The sequence below is a fragment of the Nocardioides sp. NPDC023903 genome (assembly GCF_040639295.1).
Lineage (GTDB): Bacteria > Actinomycetota > Actinomycetes > Propionibacteriales > Nocardioidaceae > Nocardioides.
Genome location: NZ_JBEZZS010000001.1, coordinates 247,900 through 271,520, shown reverse-complemented (window position 1 = coordinate 271,520; position 23,621 = coordinate 247,900). Strand labels below are relative to the sequence as shown.

The following is a 23,621-nucleotide window of genomic DNA, read 5'->3' as shown; positions in this document are numbered from 1 at the left end:
AGGGGGAGGGCGTACGAGTTGTCTTAGATGCCCTCAGGAGCCACTGTGTCCGACACGCCCACTCTGTCCGAGCTCGACGCCGCCTCCCCGTTCGTGGAGCGCCACGTCGGACTCTCGGCCGCCGACGAGGCGACCATGCTGCAACGGCTCGGATACGACTCGGTCGCGGCGATGATGGACGCCGCGGTGCCGGCCGGGATCCGCTCGGTCGAGTCATTGGACCTGCCGGCCGCGCTGAGCGAGGCGCAGGTCGCGTCGTTGGCGCGGGAGATCGCCGCCTCCAACAAGCCCGGCGAGCCGATGATCGGGCTCGGCTACCACGCCACCGTGACGCCGCCGGTGATCCGTCGCAACGTGCTCGAGGACCCGAGCTGGTACACCGCCTACACGCCCTACCAGCCCGAGATCTCCCAGGGCCGCCTCGAGGCGCTCATCAACTTCCAGACCATGGTCGGCGACCTGACCGGTCTGCCGGTGGCCAACTCCTCGCTCCTGGACGAGGGCACCGCGGCCGCCGAGGCGCTGGCGCTGGTGCACCGGGCGAACCGCAAGGGTTCCGGCCCGTTCATCATCGACGTCGACGCCCTGCCGCAGTCGATCGAGGTCGTGAAGGTGCGCGCCGAGGCGATGGGCCTCGAGGTCGTCGTGGCCGACCTCTCGCAGGGCCTGCCCGAGGGCGACGCGATCGGCGTGCTGGTCCAGTACCCCGGCGCCTCCGGTCGCGTGCCCGACCTCAAGCCGGTCATCGACGCCGCCCATGAGCGCGGCGCGCTCGCAGTCGTCGCCGCCGACCTGCTCGCTCTCACCGTCCTCGAGGCGCCCGGCACCCTCGGCGCCGACGTCGTCGTCGGCTCCACCCAGCGCTTCGGCATCCCGCTCTTCTACGGCGGCCCGCACGCCGGCTACATGGCCGTCCACGAGGGGATCGAGCGGCACCTGCCCGGTCGCCTCGTCGGCGTCTCCGTCGACGCCGAGGGGCGGCCCGCGTACCGCCTCGCTCTGCAGACCCGCGAGCAGCACATCCGCCGTGAGAAGGCGACCTCCAACATCTGCACCGCGCAGGTGCTGCTGGCCGTCGGCGCTTCGATGTACGCCGTCTACCACGGCCCCGCCGGGCTGCGGACGATCGCGACCCGCACCCACCGCTACGCCGCCGTGCTGGCCGCCGCGCTCAAGTCGGCCGGGCTCCCGCTGGTCTCGGAGACGTTCTTCGACACGCTGGGTGTCACCGTGCCCGGCCGGGCGGCCGACGTCGTCACCGCGGCCCGTCGCTTCGGCGTACATCTTCGTCTCGTCGACGCCGACACCGTCGGCATCTCGACCTCGGAGGCGACCACCCGCTCGACCCTGTCGGCCGTGCTCAACGCCTTCGGCGTCTCGGGGGCGGACCTGGACGAGATCGACCGCACCACGGCCAGCGCGCTGCCCGACGGCCTGGTGCGCACCACCGACTACCTCACCCACGAGGTCTTCAACGCGCACCACAGCGAGACCCAGATGCTGCGCTACCTGCACAAGCTGGCGGCGCGCGACTACGCGCTCGACAAGGGCATGATTCCGCTCGGCTCGTGCACCATGAAGCTCAACGCGACCACCGAGATGGAGCCGATCTCGCTGCCCGGCTTCGCCGACCTGCACCCGTTCGTGCCCGCCGAGGACGCCGCCGGCTACACGCGCCTCGTCGGAGAGCTGGAGGGGTGGCTGGCCGAGGTCACCGGCTACGACGAGGTCTCCATCCAGCCGAACGCCGGCTCGCAGGGCGAGTTCGCCGGCCTGATGGCGATCCGCGGCTACCTGGACGCACAGGGCCAGGGGCACCGCAAGATCTGCCTGATGCCTTCCTCGGCGCACGGCACCAACGCCGCCTCGGCCGTGATGGCCGGGATGAAGGTCGAGGTCGTGAAGTCGTCCGAGGACGGCACGGTCGACCTCGACGACCTGCGGGCCAAGCTCGACGCCCATGGTGAGAACGTCGCCGCGATCATGGTGACCTACCCCTCGACCCACGGGGTCTACGAGGAGGGCATCACCGAGGTCTGCTCGCTGGTGCACGAGGCCGGTGGTCAGGTCTACATCGATGGCGCCAACTTCAACGCGCTCCTGGGCTACGCCAAGCCCGGCGAGTTCGGCGGCGACGTCTCCCACCTCAACCTGCACAAGACCTTCTGCATCCCGCACGGCGGAGGCGGCCCGGGCGTCGGTCCGGTCGCGGTTCGTTCCCACCTGGCGCCCTACCTGCCCTCGCACTCTCTGCACCCGGACGCCTCGAAGCGCTCGGGTATCGGCGCGATCTCGGCCGCTCCGTACGGCTCGGCAGGCATCCTGCCGATCTCGTGGGCGTACGTCCGGCTCATGGGCGCCGAGGGCCTGACCCGGGCGACGTCGGCCGCGGTGCTGTCGGCCAACTACGTGGCCGCGCGGCTCAACGAGCACTTCCCGGTGCTCTACCGTGGCGAGACCGGCCTGGTCGCCCACGAGTGCATCCTCGACCTGCGGCAGATCACGAAGGAGACCGGTGTCACCGTCGACGACGTGGCCAAGCGGCTCATCGACTACGGCTTCCACGCCCCGACGATGTCCTTCCCGGTCGCCGGCACGCTCATGGTCGAGCCCACCGAGTCCGAGGACCTCGGCGAGCTGGACCGGTTCATCGACGCGATGATCGCGATCAAGGGTGAGATCGACCGGGTCGCCTCGGGTGAGTGGACCGCCGAGACCTCGGTCCTGCGCGGAGCCCCGCACACCTCTCGCGCCCTCGTCGGCGACTGGGACCGTGCCTACTCCCGCGAGGAGGCCGTCTTCCCGCGCGGAATCGACCCCGACAAGTACTGGCCGCCGGTGGCCCGCATCGACAACACCTACGGCGACCGCAACCTGGTCTGCTCCTGCCCGCCCGTGGAGTCCTTCGCCGAGTGACCCATTCGCCGAGTCGGCGCGTCATGACGCGCCGACTCGGCGAGGTTTTGGTCAGTTGAGGGTCATGGTGGGCTCGCCGTTGGCGTTGAGCCCGGTGCCGTGGGTGCAGGTGCCGGCCCTCGGCGCGCCACCGTTGTAGGCCTGGCGCAGGCAGTTGCGCAGGGCGAGCTGGCCCCAGTGGTTCGGGTGCAGACTCTCCTGGATGTAGTAGTTGCCGCTCGTGGTGGAGACGGTGCGGATCTGGTTGACCCACTCGGTCTTGTCGACCGCGCCGGAGGCTCGCCAGCTCGACAGCCCCTTCTCCTCGAGAAGGCCCACCGTGTTCTCACACAGACGGCGGCCCGCGAACGCGCCGGAGACGTTGAGCGTCTTGATGTTGGTCAGCCCGGAGTCGGTCGCCGCACCCGAGATCGCATTGTTGATCGTCGGCAGGATCGTGTTGTACGCGTAGTCGGCGTCCGCGTTCCAGAAGCCGCAGCCGCCGGTGTTCTGACGGGTGTAGCCAGACTCGCTGTAGCGGTAGACCGACGAGGTCGCCAGCGGCGAGGGCACGTTCTGGACGATCAGGGTCCACGCGTTGTCTGCGTAGCCCGCGTTGCGCATGGCGGTGCGTACGTTCTGGAAGGCGGTGGCGATCCTCGCGCGCACGGCGGCGACATTGCTGGCTGCCATCGCGCTGGTGACGACCGAGTCGTCCTTGCAGTAGTCCTTGCTCCAGGACGGCGAGGTCAGGAAGTTCTGGACGCACTGGGTGACGATGCTGCCGAAGTTGAAGTCGTTGCCGCCGATGCCGATCGTCACCGCCTTGACGTTGTGGCTCGCCGCGAAGTTCTGCAGCATGAGGGCCTGGCCCTGGTTGCCGCCGCTGGAGTAGAAGTCGATGCCGGGCTTGAAGTAGCCCTCGTTGGTCGTGGTCGTGCTGACCTTCGCGCCCGAGCAGGCCAGGTTGAGCCCGTTCGCGCCACCGCCGATGTACGCCTCAGCGGCCGTGCTGCGGTGGCACCGGTTGATCGTCTCGGCCGTGTGGGTGGCGTTGTCGAAGTACGTCGCGCTCCCGCCCGCGTCGATCAGCGACTCGCCGGAGTTGCTGTTGCCGGCCCAACGGCCGGCCTCACCGGAGACGTAGCTGTCACCCACGGTGACCATCCACGGCGTGCCGCTGCCGGGGCCGTCGGCGTGTGCAGGAGAGGCCATCAACGATGTTGCCGAGAACAGGGATGCTGGCAGGAGAAGGGTCGCGGCGACCTTGGCGACACGGGTGGTGAGACGCGGCACGGAAACCTCCGGTTGGGTTTGGGACGGCTTCCGCGGTGCGGAGCCGCCTCAGGCTAGTGACGTACGTCACGCCAGGGAATGGCCGGGAAGTAACACCTGTCGATCCGTTACCGACTAGTTGGTCAGGCGCCGAGGACCTGAAGGGTGGATCCCTCGCGGCCCTTGGCGACCGCCAGCTGGGTGGGGATGCGCTCGCGCATCTCGGTGACGTGGCTGACCACGCCGATGATGCGACCGCCCTCGCGGAGGGTGTCGAGGACATCGAGTACGTCATCGAGGGTGTCGGCGTCCAGGGAGCCGAAGCCCTCGTCGACGAAGAGGGTGTCGAGCATCTGGCCGCCGGCCTCGTTCATGATGACGTCGGCCAGGCCGAGCGCGAGCGCGAGGGAGACCACGAAGGTCTCGCCCCCCGACAGGGTGGCCGGGTCCCTCGACTCGCCGGACCAGTCGTCTCGGACCATCAGCGCCAAGCCACCGCGGCGGTCGCCGGCACCCTTGGCCGCGGAGTGCTCCAGGGCGTAGCGCTGGTCGCTCATCTTCGCCAGCCGCTCGTTCGCGGCGGCGACGACCTGGGTGAGTCGGTAGGCGACGACGTAGGCCGACAGGCTCATCTGGAGCTGGTTGTCGCTGCTCTTGCCCTCGGCGAAGGCGGCGATCCGGACGGCGACCTCGAGGTCGTCGCGTACGGGGGCCCAGGCCGAGAGCGCCCGGGTCAGGTCGCGTTGCAGCGAGTCGAGGCGGGCGGCCCGGTTGGCGGCGGTGTCGGCCGCCGAACGGGCGGCGTCGGCGGCGTCAGCGGCCTTGCGGTGGGCGGTGGTGAGCGCCGACAGGTCCGGCTCGTCGGTGGCCAGGATCTCCGCGGCGCCGGGGGAGTCGAGGGTCGCTCGGGCGGCCGCCAGACTGTCGGCGTACGTCTTGATCTGGCTGTTCAGCGCCGCGACCCGCTCCGGGGGGAGAGCAGCGGCGAGGGCGCTCTCGGGGGTATCGAAGCCTGCCCGGAGAGCGGTGGCGGTGAGGGTGCGCTCAGCGCCGGCGAGCGCCTCGGCGGCGCGGGTGGCGGCCTCGAGGCGCTCGAGGCTCGTGGTCGCGGCGCGGTGGTCGCGGTCGAGCGCGGCGAGCAGGGCGTCGAGATCCGGGTGGTCGCCACGGACCTCGGTCAGCTGTTCCTCGAGACGTTCGCGTTCCTCGGTGAGGTGACGCAGGGTGGTCTCGAGCTCGGCGGCGCGGGTCTCGAGGTCGGCACGGAGCGTCGCCGAACGGGCCCGGCTCTCCTCGGCGGCGGTGAGCTGGGCGCGCAGGCTGGCCTCGCGGGCGGCCGTACGCTCCAGCCCGGCCAGCCGCTCGGCCATCGACGCGGCCGGCTCGTCGGTCTCCCCGGCGGCCTCCTGGGCGAGCTGGAGACGGGTGGTGAGGTCGCGTACGTGCTGGTCGCGGGCGTGCTCCTCGGCGCTGGCATTGTCGTAGGTCGCCTGGGCGGCTTTCTCGGCAGCCGCGTCGGGGGCGCCGTCGGCGGGGGAGGCCTTATGCGGGTGGTCGTGGGACCCGCACACCGGGCAGTCCGCGCCGACCGCGAGCGCGCCGGCGAGCTCGGCGGCGATGCCGTCCAACCGGGCCTGGCGTACGTCGAGGTAGAGGGTGCGTGCCTCCATGGCGGCCGTTCTGGCCGACTCGTGCCTGGCCCGGGCGTCCACGAGTTCTCGGGTCAGCCGGCCGACCTCGGTGACCGCGGCGACCTGAGCGCGCAGCACCGGGATGGCCGCGGCGGCCTCGGTGGCCGCCGCCAGGTCAGCGGTGAGGGCCTCGGCCTGCTGCGGCAGCTCCTCGGCGAGCCGCGCCTGCTCGCGGGTCTGGGTGAGGAGGCGGTCGCGCTGCGTGCCAGTGGCCGCCAGCTCGCGGGTGACCTCGCTGAGACGGCGCTGGACCGGCACCAGGGCACGGGCGTGCGCGAGCTGGGCCGAGATCCGGTCGACGGCTGCCTTGGCATCGGTCAGGGTCAGGTCGCTCGGGGCGAGCGAGGTCGCCTTGGCGTGCTCGCGCCGTGCCTGGTCGGCGAGCTCGCTGACCCCCGCCACGGCCTCGGCACGCTGGGCCGCCTCGACGCGGCGTACGCGCTCCTCCTGCTCCTCGGCCGTGGCGACGAGACGGCTCTCGGCGGCAGCGGCCGCACGCAGGCCACGCTGCTTCTCGGCCATCGCTCGGGCGGCGTCGAGGGCGGCGAGGGTCTCCGACTCCGCGGCCAGGGCCTCCATCGCGGCGCCGGAGGTGACCGCCTGCGACTCGGTGGCCTCCTCGGCCAGTGCGCGGGACCAGGTGGCGATCGCGCCGTCGCCGGCGGGGAGGCCGAGGTCATGGACGTCCCAGTCGTCGGGGAGCGTGACGGCCGCGGTCTCGCTGATTCGGCTGACCACCTCGGCGACGCCGGCGTTGAGCTCCTCGGAGCGCCGCCGGAGCTCGACGCGGCGCTCACGTAGCCAGCGCTCGACATCGGCGAAGCGCTCGGTGCGGAAGAGCCGCTCCAGCAGCCGCTTGCGCTCCTCGGCGCTGGAGCGGAGGAAGGCCTGGAAGCGGCCCTGGGGGAGCATCGCGACCTGCACGAACTGGGTCAGCGTCATGCCGAGGAGGTCCGAGACGAGGTGGCCGGCCTCGTCGAGGCGGGTGGTGAGGGTGCGCCACTCCTCGCCGACCTGCTCCATGAGCACGACTGAGGCCTGCTGGGTCGTGGTGCCGGCGCCACGCCGCTTGGGCCGCTCCCACGACGGTGAGCGGGTGATCCGGAAGCGTCGCTGGGCGAGTGTCGCCTCCAGGACGACCCGCGTCGCGACCTCGGCCGGGGCCCGGTCGCTGCGCAGCCGCTTCGCGACCGAACGGTCACCGGGGACGTCGCCGTATAGCGCGAAGCAGACTGCGTCCAGGACGCTCGTCTTGCCGGCTCCGGTGGCGCCGGAGAGCAGGAAGAGCCCTGCCTCGGAGAGCTGGTCGAAGTCGACGCTCACCGTGCCCGTGAACGGGCCGAACGCGGACACCTCCAGGTGGTGAAGGCGCATCAGAAGAGCACCTCGAGCCACTCCTCTTCCTCGTCCCCGCCGGAGCGCGAGTCGAGCGAGTCGACCTCGGGGTCCTCACAGCAGGCGTCCACGGCGGTCTGCAGCAGCGCCAGCTCGGCCTTGGCCGCGGGCTCGCCGCGGAGCTCGGCCACGAACTCGGTGACCAGGTCGATGTCCCGCCGCGGCCGGGACGGGTCGGGCTGGGACAGGGCACCCAGGACCGGCGCGGTCGACTCGAACCCCAGCACGAGGGTGTGCGGGAACCGCCGCCGCAGCCGCTCCATGGCCTGGGCAGGGCGGATCCGGTCGGTCAGGGTGATCTGCAGCCACGACTGCTCGTGGACCTCGTGACGGGGGTCGCTCAGGAGCTCCTCGAGGGTGCCTCGCAACCGGGCCAGGCCACGCGGGACCGGCGCCTCCACGAACTCGCTGGCGACGAAACCGGACTCGTCGAGATCGATGAGCCAGGAGCCCTTGAGATGGTTGGCCTCGGAGAAGGAGTACGCCAGCGGGGAGCCGCTGTAGCGCACCGTGTCGGTGATCGTGTGGCGGCCGTGGAGGTGACCGAGGGCGGCGTAAGAGATGTCCTCGAAGAGGCTGGCGGGAACCATCGACACGCCACCGACGGAGATGTCGCGCTCGGAGTCGGAGGGCTCCGCACCGGTGACGAAGGCATGGGCCATGACGACGCTGCGGCCACCCCGGCCGTCTAGGTCGGCGCGTACCCGCCGCATCGCCTCGCCGAGCGCCGCCTGGTGGGAGCGCGACTCCAACCCCCAGGACGCCCTGGCAGCGTCGGGATCGAGGTAGGGGAGGCCGTAGAACGCCACCTCGCCGTGCGCGTCGGGGAGCATCACCGGGCGGCCGACGCCGGCCAGGTCGGTGCGGATGAAGATGCCGGCGGCGTCGATCAGCTCGGAGCCGAACCCCAGCCGCTGGGCCGAGTCGTGGTTGCCGCTGGTGATGACGACCTTCGCCCGCGAGGCCGCCAGCCGAGAGAGCGCCTCCGAGGCCAGCCGCACCGCGTCGACCTGCGGAAGCGCACGGTCGTAGACATCGCCGGATACGCACACCACGTCGACGGATCCCTGCTCCACCACGGAGAGGAGATGATCGACGTACGCCGCTTGGTGCCCGAGCATGCCCTCCCTGTGGAAGGACCGGCCTAGGTGCCAGTCGGAGGTGTGCAGGATCCGCATGAAACGAAAACTATCGGTGAGCACGGACAGTCTTGCCCCCGACTCACCGCCGGAGCCTCGGCTACGCGGGATAGGTAACCTTGATCGCCAGCTGCCGCTGCAGGTTGTCGGCGGCATCGGCCACCCGGCGGCGTACGCCCGGGTCGAGATCGAGCTCGATGACCGCCCGCGCGGCGGCGAGGGTCTCCTCGGTCACCGAGCCGCTCGGGAAGAACGCCTCGGCGGCCTCGGCGAGGCTCCAGCCCGAGCGCTTCTCGGCGGTGGCGGGGAGCTCGGCGAAGTAGCGCTCGACGTACCCCGCGGTGAGCTCGGCCGGCCCGGTCCAGAATGCCCGCCCGGCGGCCAGGATGTCGTAGTTGGGCAGGTCGGTCTCGCCGGTGAACACCGACCAGCCGTACGTCTTCGCCTCCGCGTCGGGGATGCTGACCAGGGCGCCGTTGAGGTGGATGCGTGCCTCGTTCGCCGGCTCCGCGTCGTACGCCGCCTGCAGCTCCTCGCGGGTCGCGAAGCCGTTCTCGGCGAGCTTGGCGAGGATGCGCCAGCGCAGGTCGAGGTCGGTCTCGATCCCGGCAGGGGGAGTGGCGAGCCATTCCCGCAGCAGGGACTCGGAGCTCGCCGAGCGGATCGCCGCGCGATAGGAAGACAGCTGCAGCTCAGACCCGGGAGCGACCTCGGCGAGCTTGCGGAGGGCGGCCTCGTGGAGCCGCTCGCGCGCCCCTGCGGGTGCCAGCGGTACCACCGAGCCGAAGAGCCACGGCATGGTGCGCCGCGGGGTGTCCTCGAGGTCCTCGACGGGCAGCGACGCCTCGGCGATGTCGATGACGTCGGCCGGGTCGACCGCGGCGTTGAACCAGGCGCTGCGCAGGTTGTTCCACACGCCGGCGCGCAGACCGTCGTCGGTGACCTCCGGGAGGGCGGCCTTGAGCGCCTGCACCGTCTCCCAGTCGGGGATGGCCGAGGCCCAGGTGTCGTCGTAGGGGTCGAGCACGACCGCGTTGGCGGCGACCTGGAGCGGCGTCTTGTCGCCGCTCACCGTGATGTCCTCGGTGGTCCACTGGGTGCCGTTGAGGACCACCGCGCGGAAGGTGTGGGAGCGGTCGGCGGGGTGCAGCGACGGAGCGGTGCGGTTGACGACCATCTTGGCCGGGTCCCACGAGAGCGTGTCCGGGCCGGCGGTGAGCAGCCACTGGGTGGTGAAGGTGTCGAGGTCGAACTCGACGCCCGCCTCGGCCGCGGCAGAGGCCCAGGAGCCGAACAGGTCGTGCATCGTCGCGTTGCCGAACCGGTGCCGGTTGAAGTGGTCGATCGCGCCGGCGAAGAAGACGTCGTCGCCCAGAGACGCGGCGAGCTGGCGCAGGATCGCCGAGCCCTTGGAGTAGGAGATCCCGTCGAAGTTCTGCAGCGCCGAGACGGCGTCCTCGGCGCCGTTGCCGGCGACCGAGTGCGTCGAGCCGCGCTGGTCGGCGGTCAGGCCCCACTGGCGGCGGGCGTAGGACATGTCGGCCCAGGCGTCGGCGTACTCGGTCACCTCGGCGGTCACCCGGTTGCCCATGTATTCGGCGAACGACTCGTTGAGCCACAGGTCGTCCCACCACTGCGGCGTGACCAGGTCGCCGAACCACTGGTGAGCCATCTCGTGGGCGACCGTGGTGGCACGCTGGATCCGCATGCCACGGGTCACGCGAGAGGTGAAGACGAGCGGGTCCCGGAAGGTCACGCAGCCCGGGTTCTCCATCGCGCCCGCGTTGAACTCCGGCACGAACGCCTGGTGGTAGTTGCCGAACGGGTAGCGGATGCCGAAGAGCCGGTGGAACTCGTCGAAGCATTGCTTGGTGATCGTGAAGAGCTCCTCGGCGTCCTTGTCGAGGTCGGCGGCGATGCTCTGCCGCGAGCTCAGCGACAGCGGGATCCCGTCGTGCTCGTCATGGATCATGTGCCACGGGCCGGCGACGAGCGTGACGAAGTACGTCGAGAGCGGCTGGCTCCGCTCGAACTCCCAGGTCCCGGGCGCAGTCTGGGTGCCCGGCGCGTTGCCGATCACCGTCCAGTCGTGCGGTGCGGTGACGTGGAAGGTGTAGGGCGCCTTCAGGTCGGGCTGGTCGAAGCAGGCGAAGATCGTCGGGGCGGCGTCCATGAAGCACATCCCGTAGACGTAGGCCCGCCCGTCGGCCGGGTCGACGCTGCGGTGGAGTCCCTCGCCGTCGTTGCGGAACGGCATGGTGGCCTCGACGACGAGCTCGTTCGGGCCCTCGTCCGTGCTGATCGGGAGACGCCCCTTGGCGAGCGTGGCCGGGTCGATCGGAGCCCCGTTGAGGCTGATGCGCTCGACCGAGACGGGCTTCAGGTCGAGGAACGTCGGTCCGCCGCTCGAGGTGAACCGGATCGTCGTGACGGAGCCGAACGTCTCCTCGCTGGAGGCGAGATCGAGGCGTACGTCGTAGTCCTCGATCTTCAGCAGGCTGGCACGGGCGGCGGCCTCGTCTCGGCGCAGGGGCAGGCTCTGGGTGCTCACGTCGCACAGGCTAACGGGCGGATGGCACTCTTTCCCCATGACTGACTCTGCTGCAGACCTGCGCTCGGTATCTCTGGAGAAGATCGGCGAGCACCGCTTCCGTGCGACCAACGAGCGCGGAGGCACCGTGGTGATCGGCCACGGCGACGACCCCGACTTCACCCCGGTCGAGCTGCTCCTCGCCGCCCTGGCCGGCTGCAGCGCCCTGGACGTCGACTTCATCACCGGCAAGCGGTCCCCGATGGAGACCTTCGAGGCCCTCGCCGCGGCCCGGAAGATCCGCGACGAGCAGGGCAACCGCCTGGTCGACATCGCGGTCACCTTCGACATCACCTTCCCCGAGGGCGAGGCCGGCGATGCCGCCCGCAAGGTACTCCCGGACGCGATCAAGAAGTCCGAGACCCGCCTGTGCACCGTCGGCCGCACCGTCTCCGTCGGCACCCCGGTGGCTTACGGCGAGGGCGCCCTGTCCTAGGGGGCGGCGCGCTCAGGGGAGCAGGAGCGCGGAGTCGCCGAACTCGTGCCACAGATAGCCCTCGGCGACCGCAGCGTCGTAGGCAGCCTGGGTGAGCGCGGGACCGGCGACAGCCTCGACCAGCAGCAGATGGCTGGCCTGTGGGTCGTGCCAGCCGGTGATGAGCCCGTTGACGACGTACGGCGGGTTGGCGGGCGTGATGACCCGGTCGGTCCAGCCGCTCGCCGCCCTGACCGCGCCGGTCGCGGGGATGACCGCCGACTCGAGGGCTCGGGTGACGGTGGTGCCGGCCGCGACGACGCGGCCACCGGCGTACCTGGTCTGCTCCACCAGCCGGGCCGTGGTCTCGGAGACCTCGAACCACTCCGCCCCGGGGGCCTCGCCGACCTCCTGGGAGGAGACGCCGGTGTGCAGGGTAATGGGCGCGATCTGGATGCCGCGCGTGACCAGCTCGGTGACCAGCGGGTGGGTGAACGGGCGCGCCGCCGAGGGCATCTCCGCGCTCCCGGGGCGGTGCCCGAAGACGGTCTGGTAGGCCGAGAGCGGGTAGCGCCGGTCTAGATAGCCGTACGCGATCGGGCGGCCCGCCCGCGCGAGCTCGGCGGTCACGTCGCCGGTGACCCGGGCCCGCCACAGCCGATTGCCCTCGCCAGTGGGGGAGGAGGCGCGGCCGTCGGGGTAGGGCTCTCGGAGCGTGACCCGGAGACCGGCGGTCACGATCACGTCGCCCTCGTCGGCGTCGAGCACGGGCCGTGATGCGTCCGGGGCCGAGCGGATCTCCACGGCCCAGCCCGTGTCGAGACGCTGGGCGAGGTGGAGCACCACCCGGCCGCGCCCGATCAGGTCGGCGTCGAGCTGGCGCGCCTCGGTCACCGAGTCGTTGACCACGACCAGGTCGCCGGGGGAGAGGTGGTCGGCAAGACTGCGGAACCGGGAATGTCGTACGCCACCCGGTGATGCCACGAGCAGCCGCACCCCGTCGCGTTCCATGCCGCGCCACTCCGCGGGCGCGGGGGCTGTGGTGTCCTCAGGAAAAGGGAACGTGGTGGTCGGTCGTTCGGCGAGCATGGTCATCGGGATACCCCTACTGATGCGAGTTCGGTGGCGCGGTAGCGCCCGGACGGCTGGTCGCCGGAGAGCAGTGCGAGCAGGTGCGGAACGACCGATTCCGGCAGCGGCCGGTCGGAGATGTCCTCACCGGGGAACGCGGCCTCGTGCATGGCGGTGCGCATGTCGCCGGGATCGACGGCGTACGCACGGATGCCGTTCTCCTCGCCGAGGGTGAGGATCAGGTGGTCGAGCGCGGCCTTGCTCGCTGCGTACGTTCCCCAGGTCGGGTAGTGCTCGACCGCCGCGTCGCTCGAGACGCCCACGAGGGTGCCGCGCGAGGCGATCAGGTAGGGGAGGAGTCGCTGGGTGAGCGAGAGCGGAGCGAGCAGGTTCGTCTCGAGCACGCTCGAGAAGAGGCTCTCGGGGACCTCGGCCAGCGGCAGCATCGGGCCGAGCTCGCTGGCGTTGTGCACGAGCAGGTCGAGGCGCCCGTGGCGGGCGACGGCGGCGGCGATCGCGTCCTGATGGTCGAGATCGCGTACGTCGCCGCTCAGCGTCGTCACCCGTGAGCTGTCTGGCAGCGCGGCATGGAGACGGTCGGCGTCGCGGGCGTCGGTGACGACGCTCCAACCCTTGTCGATGAGGGAGGCCGCGAGGGCGAGTCCCAGCCCTGCGGATCCGCCGGTGATGACGGCTACTTCGTTGTCTGATCTGTTCATGCCCCCTAGGATTCAACCTAAAGTGAACTTGAGATCAAGGGCTGTGACAGAAAAGAGTGAGATGAACACCCACGACCTGCTCACGATGGGCGAGGTGACTCGGCGCAGCGGCTACGCGGCCTCCGCGGTGCGCTACTACGAGAGCCAGGGCCTGATCCGGGCCGAGCGATCGGCCGGAGGACAGCGTACGTTCGAGCGCGGCGTCTTGCGCCGGCTTGCCTTCATCAGGGCGGCCGCCAACGTCGGGCTCTCCCTGGACGAGATCAAGGCCGAGCTCGACTGCCTGCCGGGGGACCGCACCCCCACGAAGGCCGACTGGGCGCGCATGTCCCGGCACTGGCGCCGCCGTCTCGAGGAGCAGATCCACGCCCTCGAGCGTCTCCGCGACAACCTCGACTCCTGCATCGGCTGCGGCTGCCTCTCCCTGCAGCGCTGCGGCATCTCCAACCCCAACGACGCCGCGGCCGCCCAGAGCCCCGGCGCCGCGTACCTCCCCAAGGTACTGCGCCGCGACCCACCCCGTCGCCGCGCCTAGCCAGCCGAGGCGTCACTCCCGTCGGCCGAAGCGTCACCTACGTCGACCGAGGCGTCACGTGCGTGCCATCTCGGCCGACGTAGGTGACGCCTCGGCGAGGTTTGATCAGCCGACGGTGATGGTCTCGAACTCGACGGGCGTCTTGGGGGCGCCGGTGCCGTCGGGGCCTGCCTCGGCCACGCCGGCCTCGCCGACCTTCTCGAGGGTCTTGATGGCGGCCTCGTCGAGGGTGCCGAAGACGGTGTAGGCCGGCGGGAGCTGGGTGTCGCCGAAGACCATGAAGAACTGGCTGCCGCCGGAGTTGGGCTGGCCGGTGTTGGCCATCGCGAGGGTGCCGGCGGGGAAGGTGTCGGTGTCCTTGAACTCGTCGGGGATCGTGTAGCCCGGGCCGCCGGTGCCCTCGCCGGTCGGGTCGCCGCACTGCAGCAGCGCGAAGCCGGGGTTGTTGCCGAGGCGGTGGCAGCTGGTGGCGTCGTAGTAGTCCTGGGAGGCCAGCGAGAGGAACGAGTTGACCGTGCAGGGCGCCTTGTCGGCGTCGAGCGTGATCGCAAGCGGGCCGACGGAGGTGTTGATGGTGGCGGCGACCTTGCCGGTGTACTGCGCGGTCTTCTCCGGCTGGTCGACCTCCTTGGAGGCACCCATCGGGTCCTCGACGTAGTCACAGCTCGTCGAACCGGGCTTCACGATCGACTTCCAGTCGCTGGACTCGCTCGACTTCGGGCCCTTGCTCTCCGTGGCCTGGCCGCCATCGTCGGAACCACAGGCGGAGAGCGTCAGGAGCAGGGCAGCGGCGGCAACGGCCGGGAGCGCACGAGAAGGCATGCCCAGATGCTAGGGGAGCGGCCCGAACAATCCGTCGACCGACCCCACGTGGCACAGCCGGCGTCATCCGTCGCCAGCATCGGAGTCGCGCACTATCGCACAGGCTGGTTGCCAGCCGCGATGCTGCACCAGCCTCGTCGCACCCACCCAGCCACGACGGGGGAGGGGTGGGCTACCCTCCTGCCGTGCCATTGATTTGCCTGCGTTTCGAGCTCGACGACCTGACCCGGCCCGAGGTGATCCGGCTCCTGGAGGAGCACCTCGAGGACATGTACGCGGCGTCGCCGGCGGAGTCGGTGCACGCGCTCGACCTCGAGGCACTGAAGGTGCCCGAGATCGCGTTCTGGTCAGCCTGGGAGGGCGACGAGCTCGTCGGCTGCGGCGCGCTGAAGTCGCTCGGCGAGGGCGACTACGAGCTCAAGTCGATGCGCACCACGGCCGCCGCCCGCGGCCGCGGCGTCGCGACCGCGATGCTGCGCCACCTGCTGGCGGAAGCCAGGTCACGCGGCGGTCGCCGGGTGCTCCTGGAGACCGGGACCGAAGGCTTCTACGAACCCGCCCGGCGCCTCTACGCGGGCAACGGCTTCACCGAGTGCCCGCCCTTCGGTAGCTACGTGCTCGACCCCAACTCGGTCTTCTTCGAGCTCTCGCTGTAGTCGTCGACCGGCGGAGCGCCGCGTCGGAACAGCAGGTCGTCGAGAGCGAGCTTGGTGCGGCGTACGACGATCAGGTAGACCGCGATCGCGAGCCAGCCGAGATCGCGGAGGGTGTCGGCGAGATAGCTGGGGTCGGCCGAGGCCCCGCCACCGCCGAAGCAGCCGCAGTCGATGTTGAGCCCGCGCGCCCACGCCGCGGTGATCCCGACGAGGAACGAGCACAGGCCGAGCGCCGTCGCCACGGCGGCGGTGCGCGTGAACAGCCCGAGGATCAGCAGCACGCCGAGGACGACCTCGGCGATCGGCATCGCGATGGCGTACGCCGGGGCCAGCTGCCACGGCAGCAGCTGGTAGCCGCGCACCGCCTGCTCGGTGATCGCCGGCTCGGGGAGCTTGGCGAGTCCGGCGGCGAGGAAGACGAAGCCGAGGTAGAGGCGGCCGGCGAGACCGATCCAGCCGAGCAGATCAGCGCGGGTTCTCATGAGAGCACCACCCAGGAGGTGCGGAGGACGCCGAAGACGACGAACGCCGCCACGACCGCGTAACCGGCCCAAAGCACCGGCGCCGGCGAGACCTCGTCCCGGATCTCACGCCGCACGAACCACACCCCGAGCGCCAGCACGGCCACGGAGACCGCGACCAGCCCGACGACGTACCACACCTCGTTCACGTCGCCAGCGTGCCACAGCCGAGACCCGGAACCATCGCCCGGACGCCCGCCTTCAGCGCATCTTCAGGCTGCGGGCCGCCTTCTCAGGAAACACGTCAGGGTTGCAGCCACCACGGGCTGGTGTAGGCGATGCCCAGGTCGTTGCAGGGATGGCCCTCCGGCCCTGGGGTCGCGTTGGCCTGAGTCGGGTCGCTGACCCGCAGCAGCACCCAGTCGCCGTCATCGACGGAGACGGGCACCGTGACCGAGACCGGGTCGCCGACGCGGAACGCGACGACGTCGGCCACAAGAGGCACCGACGGACCCGGGCGCAGCACCTGCAGATGCAGCTCCCGGCCGATCCACTCCTCGTCGCGAGCCAGGTCGAGCGTGAACCGCATGTCGCCGCCACGGCCGGGGACCACCGAGCCCATCCGGTGCTCGACGCCGTCCAGCGTGGCCGCCGCGTCGACCCGAAGCCCCGAGGTGCGGGTGGCGAAGAACCTCCGCGCCCGCATCGCCTCGAAGACGCCGGCGCGGTCGTGGGAGGCGACCCACAGCCCGGTGCGTCCCTTGCCCTCCGGGTGGCCCCAGTCGGTGCCGTGCTCGTCGGTGACTCCGCTGATCCCGGTGCGCCAGCCGGCGTTGAGGCACTGGCACAGGGGAGAGGTCCGCCCGTCGGCAAAGCCTTCGAAGAGATAGTCGTCCCCACGGTTGAACATCTCCAGCGACACCATCCGCTCCCGGGCCCGCGCGTCGTAGCGGAACTCCTGGAACCGGAACGGCTCCCGCCCGGGATGGTTGAACCCGGCGATCCCGTCTGACCCGCCATCGATCAGCGGCGTGGAAGGCGAGCGCATCAGCCAGTCGAAGAACGGCCGCATCGCACCGGCGTCGACGATGTCAGTGAAGTGCTTGCTTCCCCACACGTTGATATGACCCAACAACGGCTCCGACCACTCGAAGCCACGGATGGCGGTGAAGGTGCCGTCGGCATTGGCAGCATCGGCCAGCTCGCGAGTCCGGGCCCAATCGGAGCGAGTGATGCCGCCGATCTGCTTGTACGCCGCCGGCAGCAGCCCCGCGAGCGCATCGCCGAGGATGTGGTCCGAGACCGTCGCATGGTCTGTGAGCGCCGCGACGTCCAGCCCGGCGCTCCGCATCAAGTCGAAGGCGAGGTCGGGGTCGCCGGAGCCGTCCGACATCAGCGTGTGGTTGTGCAGGTCGGCGTGGACCAGCGTGGTCCCGGACGAGAGCCGCGACAGACGGCTCGCCCCCACCCCGGCCCGAGCGGTAGCCGAGGCCGCAGCACCGGTGAACGGCGAGGCCATCGACGCCAGCAGGAGCCCGGCTCCCGCCGCCCCCAGTGCCGTACGCCGCGTGAGCGGCCTGCTCATCGACCGAAGAGTCCCATGCTGCTGTCCGTGTCCGAGGCACATGGCCCCTATTTCACGCAGATCCCAGCGGCGTACGGGAGGCTTTCAGATCACAGGTCGGTGAAGTCGGCGTAGAGACAGGCATGGTCGGAGGCCGCGTGCTGCTCCGCGGTCAGTGTCGGGAACAGGTCCCACGGGTCCTTGGTCCGCGGCCCGTGCCACACGCCTTTGCGGAAGACGCCGCCACCGGTCTGCTTGGCGCGCAGCGCGGGGGAGAGGAGCAGGTAGTCGATCTTGGAGTCCTCGTTGCCGGAACCGTACGTTCCGCGGCGGTGGTTCCAGTCCCAGTGCTCGTGCTCGCTGGCGTCGGCAAGCCCGTCGACCGACAGCAGCGGCTTCAGCGACTCGCTGGAGGGGGAGTCGTTGAGGTCACCGGCGACGCAGACGTGCTCGATCCCTTCCCCGAGCAGTCCCTGGTAGATCTCCGCAACCCGCTTCGCCTGCCGGCCGCGGCGCTTGGCACCCAGCGGATCGCCCTTCTCCGAGTAGCCCTTGGACTTGAAGTGGTTGGCGAGCACCACGATCCGCGCGCCGCTGGGAGCGTCGAGGTGATACTCGCAGCAGTCGCGGGAGAAGATCACGCCCTCGTCGTCGCGGTCGAAGATGTGAGTGCGCAGCTGCACCAGGCGGTAGCCGTCGCCGACCATCACGCCGACGTCGATACCGCGTTCGTCGTTGCCCTCGACGACCATCACCTGCTCGTACGCTTCGGCGCCGACCTCCGGCAGCAGCGTCTGGGAGAACATGTGCAGCCCCGGGCGGTCGTCGGCCTCGACGACCACCGCGACCTCGGCCCGCAGCTCGGCGAAGACGCGCGCGGTGTTCTCCGTGGCGATCTCGTCGACGGCGATGGTCTTGAGCTCGACGAACCCGACCCAGTCGTTGCGTCCCTTCGCGACCAGCTCCACCGGCCCCGAGCGCGGGCGTTTGAGCAGCTTGCCGCGCATCTTCCGCAGCCGTGCGAACTCGCCCTCGTCGCTCTTCAGCAGGCCGAGCTTCTCGAGGTTGGCCACGATCTCCTGCTCATCGCCCTGATAGCTGGGCTGGGCGAGAAGGGTGGAGACGCGGGAGTGAGCGGTCAGGACCGCTCGCCGCGTCTTGGCATCGGCCGCTTCGGCGTCCATCGCCTTCGGTCGCGCGAAGAGGTTTTCGACGTTGAACGATGCGAGGCGCATCTCCCCAGGCTAGGCCACCCGAGCGGTCACCGGGTCGCGATCGGTGAGGCAGTAGATCTGCCCGTACGGCGCGCGCATCACCGTCCACCACTCGAAGACGCCGACCGTGTCGGCGCCGAGCGCCTCGTGGCGGCAGGTCTCCGAAGCGCGGTTGGCGACCGCGAAGTCGGGATGCGCCCTGACCTCACCGTCCTCGTCCTCGAGCCGCTGCAGGAGGAACCGGAGCCCGCCGTGCGGATCGGGGTCGGCGAGGCGTACGAACTCGGGGGACTTGGTCTGCTCGGGAGTGCGCCCGGTGACCGCAGCCCAGAAGGCGACCTCCTGGTCCCAGCGCGAGCGAGGGATGTCGATGCACACCTGGTCGAGCACCCGCTCCGGCTCCGAGCGCGCGAAGCGCGGCTGGGTCCCCTCGCCGAGCGTGTGGCAGAAGAGCATGCCTCCGGGGGAGCGCATCACCGGAACGCCGTCGTAATTCCATGCCGGACTCGCTCCGTGGGACGTCGACCGCTCGACCGCAGCCTCACGATCGGCGGCGTCGAGATCGACATGGATCCGTGGCTCGCCGTCGTCGAGAGCCTGCATCTTCAGCCAGGAATCGCCCGTCTGCGGCACGAGCGTGAGGAACTGGTCATCCTCGCCCCTCGGCGGCGAGAGCGCCCATCCTGTGGCCGCCGACCAGAATCCGACCGCCTCCTCCCATCGTTCACGCGGGACGTCGAGGAAGAGATGGAACCAGGCAGGTTCGCCAGTGGTGCTCATGTCCGCGACCCTACGCGTGCGGCGAGGCCGATGTGGCCGAAAACGACGTACGCCGGGGTGCACCGCGACTGCGGCACACCCCGGCGTAGCACGGGATCAACCCTGCTGAGAGATTCCGAACTGGACGTTGCCGGAGGCATCCATCCCGGCGTCGAGGACCTTGTCGTCGAGCTCGGCGGCGGCGCCCTGGTCGAGGAAGACCTTCGCACCCTCCTGCTCGATGACCTGGTCCTCCGCCTCGGCGGTCGGGACCAGGGCGGCGCTCAATGCGCCGTCCGGTTCTGCGTTGGAGGCGAGCCGGAGGCCGGCGCCCTGGGCCTGCTCGGAGATCGAGCGGACGATCGTGGTGGCGTTCTCGGTCAGCTGAAGCATGTCGAGATCTTCCATGGTTGGGTACGGAGTACCCGCTCAACCATTCCTCACAGATCGGCCTCGTTCAAGCCCGGCATGCCGGGCTCAGGCCTCCCAGCCCTCCGGACGCAGCTTCTTCGGGAGCTTCGAGACGACCGTCGCGTACGACTCGTCGACCGCCTCCAGGAGCTCCTCGTCCGGGATCGCACCACCCCAGGCGAGGTCGTTCCACCCCGAGCGGCCGATGTAGCCGGTGACGCTCACATCGTCGGGATAGCGCAGCAGCCACTCGTCGGCGATCTCCCGGGACGGCCCGCACTTCAGCCCCACTTTCGTGTCCCCGAGGAACGCGAAGATCTTGCCTCGCTCACCCGGGCCGACCTTGATCACCGGGTGCTCGTGGTCCCACGGGTTGTCCGGCCAGGCACCGGGCTTGGTGAGGCAGTAGGCCTGCAACGACGTCACGTCCATGGCGACCATGGTGCCACCGACGGAGGCCGTGAGGGGCCGCGATTTGGGGCGGGTCAATTGCTGCTTCGCGGGCCTAGAATTGATCGCGAGGACAGTCGTTCTTCCTTTGGCATTGGGCTGAGGAGGTGAAACTCAAATGTCGTCTGAACACATGTCCATTCAGGAACATCCCGACATCGCGGCACTCCGAGACCGGTTCGATCTGACCGGCTCCTCCGCCACCGCTCAGGTGGTCGAGGGTGTCACGATGATGGCCGGTCTCTATCTGGCCATATCGCCGTGGGTCGTCGGCTTCAACACCACGGCATCACCATTGATGGTCAGCAACCTGATCATCGGTCTCGCCGTCGCTCTGCTGGCGCTCGGGTTCGCGTCGGCGTTCGGCCGCACACACGGTCTGGCCTGGACCGTACCGCTCATGGGTGTATGGGCGATCGTCTCGCCGTGGCTCATGAACGGCGTCGACACAACCGGTGGAATGATCGCCTCCAACGTGATCGTCGGAGCCGTCATCATGCTGTGCGGACTCGGCTCGTCCGGGCTCGGCACATTGTTCAATCCGCGTAGGTGAGCGCGCGGAACCGTCACCGACCGGCCGAGCGAGGAGCGCTCGGCCGGCCTTCCGGCGGCTGGGTCAGCCGATGTCGGCGCCGTAGACCTTCGTGACCGCGATGGTGATGAGCACGCGTCGGTCCTTGACCATCACCTCGCGGTACTCCTCCCAGTCGGGGTGCTCGCCGGCGCCGCGCCGGTAGTAGTCGACGAGCGCGTCGACCTCTGGGCTGTCGGGGCTCACGCCGGGTCCGGTGAGCGTGACCGTGCCCTCGGCTGTCGCCCAGGACCGCCCTCCGGGGCCATCGACCTCGATCGCCGCCCGCGGGTCGCGGCGGAGGTTCTTGGTCTTCACCAGCCCCTCGCGGGTGGAGATCAGGATCTCGCTGCGCTCGTGGTCGTAGTACTGCCACACCGGCGAGAGCTGCGGTAGCCCGTTCGCCTTGATCGTGGCCAGGATCCCGTGGCGGGTCGTGGCGAGCAGGTCGTGCGGGTCGAACGTCATCTGACGCGCCTCCTCGATGCGGTCTGTGCCGACTAGAAGACACTCCGGCGCCAAATCCTTCCCTTGGACCTTTCTCGGCGTGATCACCGGGGGATGGCGTCGGTCCCGGGTTCGAGAGGAAGGCGAAGGGTGCGTACGGCGTAGGAGATCGCGTGGTACCAGCCGGCGAGCAGGGTGACCTCGAGCGCCGCATCCGTGCCGACCGCCTCGACCAGCTCGGACCAGGTGGCGTCGTCCAGCTCGTTGTCGTGGTGCAGCGCGTCCACGGCGGCGATCACCGCGGCATCGGCCGGCTCGGGCCAGCATGGATCGTTCGCCGTTCCCGCGCCCAGGGAACGGAGCTGGGCCTCATCGAGCTCGGCCTTCGCGCCGAATGTCGTCACGTGGATGCCCCATTCGTAGTCGGCGCCGCACAGCGCAGTCGTACGCAGGATCACGATCTCCCGGTGGCGCAGCGTCATCGCCGCGCGCCGGGACAGGTAGTAGGACCCCCAGCCGGAGATCCCGCGAGCGAGATCCGGTCGTCGGGCGAGGACGCGAAAGAGCTGGATCGGCGGCCCGAGCAGGTCGAGGGCCGCAGCGGTCTCGTCGTCGTACGGCGGTTCGAGCGGTTCGACTCGAGGTTGCTTCGAATTCAGAGGCATGTCTGGCACACTAGGTCACATGCTTCGAAAAAGAAAGCAGATGTCATGACCACCCCACTTCCCGGGAAACCGGTTCGGGGCTCCACCACGGGCCGGCCGATCATGGCCCTGCTCGACCTGCTGGGCCGCCGCTGGACCCTGCGCGTGATCTGGGAGCTCCGCGAAGAGACGGCAGCACCGACCTTCCGTGATCTGCAGAACCGGTGCGGGGGAGTGTCCTCGAGTGTGCTCTCCGCCCGCCTGCGCGAGCTGACGGAGGCCGGGGTCGTGCAACATCTCGGCGACGGATACCGCCTGAGCGAGACCGGTCGCGACCTCCTCCGCAGGCTCGAGCCGCTGGACGAGTGGGCCACCCGCTGGCACCCCAGCGATTAATCGGCGGCGGTGTCGTCGGAGACCCGCTAGGTTGCCGAGGACCCGCACCGAAGGAGACCCCACATGCGTGCATTGATCGGCCGGATTCTGGTGGCGATGGGGCTGGCATCCCTGCTCCTCGTCACACCCGCCAGCCCCGTGGCAGCCGCCGAGGACGACATCCTCGACCGCCTGCTCGCCATCGAAGGCGTCAGCCTGATCCAGGAGAAGCCCGTCCAGGGCTACCGCTACTTCGTCCTGAACTTCACCCAGCCGGTCGACCACCGGCGGCCCGACGGTGACACCTTCCAGCAGCGGTTCACCGTGCTCCACAAGGACACCGCCCGCCCCACGGTGTTCCAGACCAGCGGCTACAACGTCTCGACCAACCCCGGCCGCAGCGAGCCGACCCGCATCATCGACGGCAACCAGGTGTCGATGGAGTACCGGTTCTTCACCCCGTCGCGGCCCGACCCGGCCGACTGGGACGACCTCGACATCTGGCAGGCCGCCAGCGACCAGCACGCCATCTTCAAGGCGCTGAAGCCGATCTACTCCGCCAACTGGCTCGCCACCGGCGGCTCGAAGGGCGGCATGACCGCCACGTACTTCGAGCGGTTCTACCCCCGTGACATGGATGGCATCGTCGCCTACGTCGCGCCGAACGACGTGGTCAACCGCGAGGACTCCGCCTACGACGAGTTCTTCGCCACCGTCGGCACCGAGGACTGCCGCGACCGGCTCAACGGCGTCCAGCGCGAGGCGCTCGTCCGCCGCGAGCCGCTCAAGACGAAGTACGCCGAGCTGGCCGCGGCCGAGGGCTACACGTTCGACACCGTGGGCAGCCTGGACGCTGCGTACGAGATGGTCGTGCTGGACTACGTCTGGGCCTTCTGGCAGTACGCCGGCACCGCCCAGTGCTCGAACATCCCCGCCGACGCGGCGACCGCCAGCGACCAGGCGATCTGGGACTCGATCGACTACTACTCGGGCTTCAGCTTCTACACCGACCAGGGTCTGAGCCCCTACACGCCGTACTACTACCAGGCGGGCACCGAGCTCGGCGCCCCGACGATCGGCTTCCCGCACATCGAGGACGAGCTGATCCGCTACGGCTATGCGCCGCCGCGCAGCTTCGTCCCGCGCGAGATCGACATGCGGTTCGACCCGTCCGCGATGCGTGACGTCGACTCGTGGGTGCGCAAGCACGCCAACCAGATGCTCTTCGTCTACGGCGAGGCCGACCCGTGGGGTGCCGAGCGCTTCCGCCCGGGCATCTTCGCCAACGACTCCTACGTCTTCACCGCGCCGGGCATGAACCACGGTGCCAACGTTGCCGGCCTGGTCGCCGACGAGCGCGAGCTCGCCACGGCCCGGATCCTGGAGTGGGCCGGAGTCGCGACCGCCGCGGTCGAGGCCGACGCGTCGAAGGCGAAGCCGCTGGCCACCTACGACGCGAAGCTCGACAAGCGCGACCTCAAGCGGGAGCCGCTGCTGCGCTGACCGCGGCCGGCGTCTCCGG

The 23,621-nt window shown here is 70.1% G+C and carries 23 protein-coding genes; 7 read left to right on the top strand and 16 right to left on the bottom strand.

The window, feature by feature from the left end; genetic code table 11:
- The first annotated feature begins 45 nt into the window (after positions 1 to 45).
- Positions 46 to 2,916, top strand: a complete 2,871-nt coding sequence (gcvP, locus tag AB0F44_RS01405) for an aminomethyl-transferring glycine dehydrogenase (protein WP_357351942.1) — start codon at positions 46 to 48, stop codon at positions 2,914 to 2,916.
- A gap of 51 nt (positions 2,917 to 2,967) precedes the next feature.
- Here gcvP and AB0F44_RS01400 read toward each other — a convergent pair whose 3' ends face one another.
- From AB0F44_RS01400 to pepN, 4 genes are all read right to left on the bottom strand, one after another.
- Positions 2,968 to 4,191: a hypothetical protein gene (locus AB0F44_RS01400; protein WP_357351940.1), complete on the bottom strand. Its 1,224-nt coding sequence runs from the start codon at positions 4,189 to 4,191 to the stop codon at positions 2,968 to 2,970.
- A gap of 122 nt (positions 4,192 to 4,313) precedes the next feature.
- Complete coding sequence (locus tag AB0F44_RS01395; protein ID WP_357351938.1) at positions 4,314 to 7,235, bottom strand: SMC family ATPase; 2,922 nt, start codon at positions 7,233 to 7,235, stop codon at positions 4,314 to 4,316.
- A complete protein-coding gene (locus tag AB0F44_RS01390; RefSeq protein WP_357351936.1) occupies positions 7,235 to 8,434 on the bottom strand; it encodes an exonuclease SbcCD subunit D in 1,200 nt (399 codons plus the stop codon). The genes AB0F44_RS01395 and AB0F44_RS01390 overlap by 1 nt, the downstream gene beginning before the upstream one ends.
- 61 nt (positions 8,435 to 8,495) lie before the next feature.
- Positions 8,496 to 10,946 carry an aminopeptidase N gene (pepN, locus tag AB0F44_RS01385; protein WP_357351934.1) on the bottom strand — a complete coding sequence of 817 codons (2,451 nt, stop codon included), beginning with the start codon at positions 10,944 to 10,946 and terminating at the stop codon, positions 8,496 to 8,498.
- 37 nt (positions 10,947 to 10,983) lie between these two features.
- On the opposite strand from pepN, the gene AB0F44_RS01380 reads away from it, so the two are divergent.
- The gene (locus tag AB0F44_RS01380) at positions 10,984 to 11,421 is read left to right on the top strand and encodes an OsmC family protein (protein WP_357351932.1); all 438 of its coding nucleotides are present in this window, start codon (positions 10,984 to 10,986) and stop codon (positions 11,419 to 11,421) included.
- 12 nt (positions 11,422 to 11,433) lie between these two features.
- Here AB0F44_RS01380 and AB0F44_RS01375 read toward each other — a convergent pair whose 3' ends face one another.
- Positions 11,434 to 12,495: an S-adenosylmethionine:tRNA ribosyltransferase-isomerase gene (locus tag AB0F44_RS01375; RefSeq protein WP_357351930.1), complete on the bottom strand. Its 1,062-nt coding sequence runs from the start codon at positions 12,493 to 12,495 to the stop codon at positions 11,434 to 11,436.
- Positions 12,492 to 13,190 carry an SDR family NAD(P)-dependent oxidoreductase gene (locus tag AB0F44_RS01370; protein ID WP_357351928.1) on the bottom strand — a complete coding sequence of 233 codons (699 nt, stop codon included), beginning with the start codon at positions 13,188 to 13,190 and terminating at the stop codon, positions 12,492 to 12,494. Before AB0F44_RS01370 ends, AB0F44_RS01375 begins: the two co-directional genes overlap by 4 nt.
- 61 nt (positions 13,191 to 13,251) lie before the next feature.
- Between AB0F44_RS01370 and soxR the strand changes: the two genes are divergently transcribed.
- A complete protein-coding gene (gene soxR / locus AB0F44_RS01365; protein WP_357351926.1) occupies positions 13,252 to 13,725 on the top strand; it encodes a redox-sensitive transcriptional activator SoxR in 474 nt (157 codons plus the stop codon).
- 105 nt (positions 13,726 to 13,830) lie between these two features.
- Here the strand turns inward: soxR and AB0F44_RS01360 are convergent, their stop codons facing one another.
- The gene (locus tag AB0F44_RS01360) at positions 13,831 to 14,547 is read right to left on the bottom strand and encodes a peptidylprolyl isomerase (RefSeq protein ID WP_357351924.1); all 717 of its coding nucleotides are present in this window, start codon (positions 14,545 to 14,547) and stop codon (positions 13,831 to 13,833) included.
- 185 nt (positions 14,548 to 14,732) lie between these two features.
- Here AB0F44_RS01360 and AB0F44_RS01355 point away from each other — a divergent pair, with 185 nt between their 5' ends.
- Positions 14,733 to 15,203, top strand: a complete 471-nt coding sequence (locus tag AB0F44_RS01355) for a GNAT family N-acetyltransferase (RefSeq protein ID WP_357351922.1) — start codon at positions 14,733 to 14,735, stop codon at positions 15,201 to 15,203.
- Here the strand turns inward: AB0F44_RS01355 and AB0F44_RS01350 are convergent.
- The 7 genes from AB0F44_RS01350 to AB0F44_RS01320 all read right to left on the bottom strand — a co-directional run bounded on the left by AB0F44_RS01350 (position 15,158) and on the right by AB0F44_RS01320 (position 20,044).
- A complete protein-coding gene (locus tag AB0F44_RS01350) occupies positions 15,158 to 15,685 on the bottom strand; it encodes a MauE/DoxX family redox-associated membrane protein (protein ID WP_357351920.1) in 528 nt (175 codons plus the stop codon). The two genes, AB0F44_RS01355 and AB0F44_RS01350, sit on opposite strands and share 46 nt — an antisense overlap.
- Complete coding sequence (locus AB0F44_RS01345) at positions 15,682 to 15,873, bottom strand: hypothetical protein (RefSeq protein ID WP_355021396.1); 192 nt, start codon at positions 15,871 to 15,873, stop codon at positions 15,682 to 15,684. The genes AB0F44_RS01350 and AB0F44_RS01345 overlap by 4 nt, the downstream gene beginning before the upstream one ends.
- A 95-nt stretch (positions 15,874 to 15,968) precedes the next feature.
- A complete protein-coding gene (locus AB0F44_RS01340) occupies positions 15,969 to 17,249 on the bottom strand; it encodes a CehA/McbA family metallohydrolase (RefSeq protein ID WP_357351918.1) in 1,281 nt (426 codons plus the stop codon).
- An 89-nt stretch (positions 17,250 to 17,338) separates the two neighbouring features.
- The gene (locus tag AB0F44_RS01335; protein WP_357351916.1) at positions 17,339 to 18,463 is read right to left on the bottom strand and encodes an endonuclease/exonuclease/phosphatase family protein; all 1,125 of its coding nucleotides are present in this window, start codon (positions 18,461 to 18,463) and stop codon (positions 17,339 to 17,341) included.
- A gap of 9 nt (positions 18,464 to 18,472) precedes the next feature.
- Positions 18,473 to 19,222, bottom strand: a complete 750-nt coding sequence (locus AB0F44_RS01330; protein ID WP_357351914.1) for a VOC family protein — start codon at positions 19,220 to 19,222, stop codon at positions 18,473 to 18,475.
- A gap of 96 nt (positions 19,223 to 19,318) precedes the next feature.
- Complete coding sequence (locus AB0F44_RS01325; RefSeq protein WP_357351912.1) at positions 19,319 to 19,594, bottom strand: Fe-S cluster assembly protein HesB; 276 nt, start codon at positions 19,592 to 19,594, stop codon at positions 19,319 to 19,321.
- An 84-nt stretch (positions 19,595 to 19,678) separates the two neighbouring features.
- Positions 19,679 to 20,044: an MmcQ/YjbR family DNA-binding protein gene (locus tag AB0F44_RS01320; protein WP_357351910.1), complete on the bottom strand. Its 366-nt coding sequence runs from the start codon at positions 20,042 to 20,044 to the stop codon at positions 19,679 to 19,681.
- A gap of 151 nt (positions 20,045 to 20,195) precedes the next feature.
- Here AB0F44_RS01320 and AB0F44_RS01315 point away from each other — a divergent pair, with 151 nt between their 5' ends.
- Positions 20,196 to 20,615 (top strand): SPW repeat protein, encoded by a 420-nt coding sequence (locus AB0F44_RS01315; protein ID WP_357351908.1) that lies wholly within the window; start codon positions 20,196 to 20,198, stop codon positions 20,613 to 20,615.
- A 63-nt stretch (positions 20,616 to 20,678) separates the two neighbouring features.
- Here the strand turns inward: AB0F44_RS01315 and AB0F44_RS01310 are convergent, their stop codons facing one another.
- Both AB0F44_RS01310 and AB0F44_RS01305 read right to left on the bottom strand, forming a co-directional pair.
- Positions 20,679 to 21,101, bottom strand: coding sequence for a PPOX class F420-dependent oxidoreductase (locus AB0F44_RS01310; protein ID WP_357351906.1), 423 nt, complete (start codon positions 21,099 to 21,101; stop codon positions 20,679 to 20,681).
- A gap of 83 nt (positions 21,102 to 21,184) precedes the next feature.
- On the bottom strand, positions 21,185 to 21,745 hold the full coding sequence (locus AB0F44_RS01305) for a hypothetical protein (protein WP_357351905.1): 561 nt from the start codon (positions 21,743 to 21,745) through the stop codon (positions 21,185 to 21,187).
- 45 nt (positions 21,746 to 21,790) lie between these two features.
- On the opposite strand from AB0F44_RS01305, the gene AB0F44_RS01300 reads away from it, so the two are divergent.
- Positions 21,791 to 22,120, top strand: a complete 330-nt coding sequence (locus AB0F44_RS01300; protein WP_357351903.1) for a helix-turn-helix domain-containing protein — start codon at positions 21,791 to 21,793, stop codon at positions 22,118 to 22,120.
- 63 nt (positions 22,121 to 22,183) lie between these two features.
- Positions 22,184 to 23,602, top strand: coding sequence for an aminopeptidase (locus tag AB0F44_RS01295; RefSeq protein WP_357351900.1), 1,419 nt, complete (start codon positions 22,184 to 22,186; stop codon positions 23,600 to 23,602).
- Positions 23,603 to 23,621 lie beyond the last annotated feature (19 nt).

Coding starts and splice junctions, on each gene's coding strand:
- AB0F44_RS01310 (WP_357351906.1), bottom strand. CDS start 21,101: ATGACGTTCGACCCGCACGACCTGCTCGCCACGACCCGCCACGGGATC.
- AB0F44_RS01305 (WP_357351905.1), bottom strand. CDS start 21,745: ATGCCTCTGAATTCGAAGCAACCTCGAGTCGAACCGCTCGAACCGCCG.
- AB0F44_RS01335 (WP_357351916.1), bottom strand. CDS start 18,463: ATGCGCCTCGCATCGTTCAACGTCGAAAACCTCTTCGCGCGACCGAAG.
- AB0F44_RS01330 (WP_357351914.1), bottom strand. CDS start 19,222: ATGAGCACCACTGGCGAACCTGCCTGGTTCCATCTCTTCCTCGACGTC.
- AB0F44_RS01315 (WP_357351908.1), top strand. CDS start 20,196: ATGTCCATTCAGGAACATCCCGACATCGCGGCACTCCGAGACCGGTTC.
- AB0F44_RS01340 (WP_357351918.1), bottom strand. CDS start 17,249: ATGAGCAGGCCGCTCACGCGGCGTACGGCACTGGGGGCGGCGGGAGCC.
- AB0F44_RS01380 (WP_357351932.1), top strand. CDS start 10,984: ATGACTGACTCTGCTGCAGACCTGCGCTCGGTATCTCTGGAGAAGATC.
- AB0F44_RS01360 (WP_357351924.1), bottom strand. CDS start 14,547: ATGCCTTCTCGTGCGCTCCCGGCCGTTGCCGCCGCTGCCCTGCTCCTG.
- AB0F44_RS01395 (WP_357351938.1), bottom strand. CDS start 7,235: ATGCGCCTTCACCACCTGGAGGTGTCCGCGTTCGGCCCGTTCACGGGC.
- AB0F44_RS01320 (WP_357351910.1), bottom strand. CDS start 20,044: ATGGACGTGACGTCGTTGCAGGCCTACTGCCTCACCAAGCCCGGTGCC.
- AB0F44_RS01390 (WP_357351936.1), bottom strand. CDS start 8,434: ATGCGGATCCTGCACACCTCCGACTGGCACCTAGGCCGGTCCTTCCAC.
- soxR (WP_357351926.1), top strand. CDS start 13,252: ATGAACACCCACGACCTGCTCACGATGGGCGAGGTGACTCGGCGCAGC.
- AB0F44_RS01370 (WP_357351928.1), bottom strand. CDS start 13,190: ATGAACAGATCAGACAACGAAGTAGCCGTCATCACCGGCGGATCCGCA.
- AB0F44_RS01295 (WP_357351900.1), top strand. CDS start 22,184: ATGCGTGCATTGATCGGCCGGATTCTGGTGGCGATGGGGCTGGCATCC.
- AB0F44_RS01325 (WP_357351912.1), bottom strand. CDS start 19,594: ATGCTTCAGCTGACCGAGAACGCCACCACGATCGTCCGCTCGATCTCC.
- AB0F44_RS01350 (WP_357351920.1), bottom strand. CDS start 15,685: ATGAGAACCCGCGCTGATCTGCTCGGCTGGATCGGTCTCGCCGGCCGC.
- AB0F44_RS01300 (WP_357351903.1), top strand. CDS start 21,791: ATGACCACCCCACTTCCCGGGAAACCGGTTCGGGGCTCCACCACGGGC.
- AB0F44_RS01375 (WP_357351930.1), bottom strand. CDS start 12,495: ATGACCATGCTCGCCGAACGACCGACCACCACGTTCCCTTTTCCTGAG.